The following is a 2,540-nucleotide window of genomic DNA, read 5'->3' on the forward strand; positions in this document are numbered from 1 at the left end:
CCCCTGGTGCCGCTGGCGCACGCGGCCGAGGCGGTCGCGCGCCTGCGCGGGCGCGAGCCGTTCCTGACGGTGGACGGTTTGAAGATGTCGCGCAACCGGATGTTTTTTTCGTCGGACAAGGCGGAGCGGGAACTTGGCTACCGGCCGGGACCGTACATTGGCGGCGTGCAGGCGGCGGTCGCGTGGTTTGGGCGGGAAGGGTATCTCGACTAGGGCTCGACCGCGGCATGCCCTGTTCGGCCTGTTCGAAGGGCCGTCGTCGGCCAGGGCAGACGGTGATAACGACCGGGGGAAAGCGAGTCAGGGGCGGGGATTGCATTCAGTGCCACGAGCAAACGTGTACTGTCGCCGGGCCGTCCTGCTTCCATTCGCCATTGGGTGTACGCGCGAGAAAAATATGCGATGAGTGACGGCAGTCTCCGGCTCGATGGACTTTGGGATAGACACTCCCCGTCAGAAATTCGATTCGGTCGCCCTGCAGCCGGAACTGGAACACGCGGAGATAAGCCGGCGTTGAATACGCCATGTCGCGATCGGGCACGTCTGCCAGGGCGACGACGCTTCCCACGCTTCCCAAAGCGTGTCGTGCTTCTGCAGACAAGCCGTCATCGACAACAAACGTCACCGCCTCCATGCGGCTCGTCAGCCTGAGCGCAGCCTTTGCCACGGAAAGCCAATCGGCATCGGCCAGTTCCACGGATGTCCGGCCTTGCGCGGCCACCGTGCAGATTGACGCCATGAACAACAACAGCAGTACGGATTTCCTCATCTTGATCAGGTCCAGGTCGTGTTGGCCTTCAGCGGCGCATTGTCGAGCAGCATAGCACTCAGCGTGGCCAATCGAACGGTCTGGACAGCCGCAGCGCGAGCCGGGCCAGGCGCGGCACCGTGCGGGGACGCAGCAGCCGTTCGTCATAGCCCGCAAAGCGCCGGTTGTTTTCTGCAAGGCATAGCGCGAGCAGGTCACAGACGCCGACGCCATCGTCCGCCACTGATTGCGCCCCGTGCAGCGTGAAATTATTGTCCTGTGCGCGTGCGCCTCCGTCCGCGTCGACGGCGCGCGCGAGGCTGATCCGTTCCCACGCGAGGAATGCCCACACCGCGGCGACCTTCGCTTCGAAGCCCACGCGGCGCAGGAAGGACAGGCGCGCGCGGTGCCAGGCGGCCCAGTTGGCGAATAGCAGGATGTGCCGGCACTCTTCCTGCATCACGGGCTCGAACGTGTCGACGAGCGCCGGCGGGAACAGGCCGGAACGCCGCGCCAGCTCGAACAGGCCGAAGGCGAAAAAGCTGTCGATGCATTCGCTGTAGCCGGTGACAAGGTAGGCCCATTCCGGATCCCGGGGCGGGTGCTGGACGGGTTCGGGCGCGAGGTCGATGCCGTACGCCGCCACCATCCGCGCGAGCACGTCCTTGTGGCGCTGCTCTTCCCACGCGTTCAGCGCGAGGGCGTCGCGCATGGCGGGGTCGCGCAGCGTGCCGGCGTAGGCCGCCATGCGCAGGCGCGCCTTGCCTTCGGTCTGGACCGCGATGTCCCAGATCGGCAGCGCGACAATGCGGTCGCGCACTGCCGGTTCCAGCTCGGGCCAGTCCAGCACGGCGGGGCGGTAGGGGTTGAAGGTGTCGCGGAACATGCGGCACGTGGCGTCGCCGTGGCGGTCCGAGCCGGGAACCAGCGGACCGTCGTCCGGGTCGCGCCAGTGCCGCATGCGCGCGTCGGCCGCGGCGAGTTGTGCAGCGCTTTGGCCCGGTACAGGCTGCGGCGGGGGCTGGAAGCCGGGCACCAGGCCGGCAACGTCGAAGGCGTCGGTGGCATAGCCGTCCATGCATGTCTCCCAGACGTCGATCAACATCCAGGTATCGACCGGCTCAGACGGCAGAGGTTCCCGCCGCCAGGCACACCAGCTTGATCTCCATCTGCAACGCCACCAGCAACGTTGTTTGCACGAGCCTCAGTTCCCCCCTGACGGGATGCCGGAACCGCCGCTCCCCGCCTTCCCGGTGCAGCACGTCCTGCTTGTCCCAGCATTGCGCGAACAACGTGCTGTCCCGGCACAATTGTTCAACCAGCGCCTGCATGTGCCCATCCGCCGGCCGCCGGTGGAAATCGGCCCGGAATTCCGCCGCCAGCCGCCGGGCCCGTGTCTCCCAGTCGACGATGAGCTCACGCGCGGCCGGATGCAGGAAGACGTAGCGGAGCAGGTTGCGGTCGGGCGCGTCCGCGTCCAGCCAGCCGACGAACAGCGCCGCGGCGGCAACGTTCCAGGCGCGAGCCGTCCACGTATGGTCGAGCAGGTAGGCCGGCGCGGCCATCAGCCCCGGCAGCGCCAGCAGCGCCGGGGACAGGTCGTCGACGTGGTCGGGCAGGGCGCGCGGATCCTTCTTGCCGGCGAGGTCGAACAGCGACGCCCGCTCGGCCGCTGACAGCTGCAGCGCGTCGGCCAGCCGCGACAGCGCGGCGACGGAAGGCTGCACGGCGCGGCCCTGTTCCAGCCACGTGATCCACGTGACGCCGAGGCCGGCTGCGTCCGCGAGGAACT

Annotated in this window: 3 protein-coding genes and 1 pseudogene; 1 reads left to right on the forward strand and 3 read right to left on the reverse strand. The window is 67.8% G+C overall.

Annotated features, from left to right (window positions below):
- Window positions 1-213 (forward strand): annotated as a pseudogene (locus tag ACEN88_RS29130) (NAD-dependent dehydratase); the annotation flags it as partial.
- A gap of 106 nt (window positions 214-319) precedes the next feature.
- Here the strand turns inward: ACEN88_RS29130 and ACEN88_RS29135 are convergent.
- From ACEN88_RS29135 to ACEN88_RS29145, 3 genes are all read right to left on the reverse strand, one after another.
- The gene (locus ACEN88_RS29135; protein ID WP_413345315.1) at window positions 320-769 is read right to left on the reverse strand and encodes a hypothetical protein; all 450 of its coding nucleotides are present in this window, start codon (window positions 767-769) and stop codon (window positions 320-322) included.
- Between the two features lie 58 nt (window positions 770-827).
- The gene (locus tag ACEN88_RS29140; protein WP_413345318.1) at window positions 828-1,826 is read right to left on the reverse strand and encodes a ferritin-like domain-containing protein; all 999 of its coding nucleotides are present in this window, start codon (window positions 1,824-1,826) and stop codon (window positions 828-830) included.
- Window positions 1,827-1,869: 43 nt separating this feature from the next.
- On the reverse strand, window positions 1,870-2,540 hold a 671-nt coding region (locus tag ACEN88_RS29145; RefSeq protein ID WP_413345317.1), incomplete at its 5' end, for a helix-turn-helix transcriptional regulator.

Origin of the sequence: Massilia sp. CT11-108, from assembly GCF_047302915.1 — a bacterium.
Taxonomy (GTDB): domain Bacteria; phylum Pseudomonadota; class Gammaproteobacteria; order Burkholderiales; family Burkholderiaceae_D; genus Telluria; species Telluria orientalis.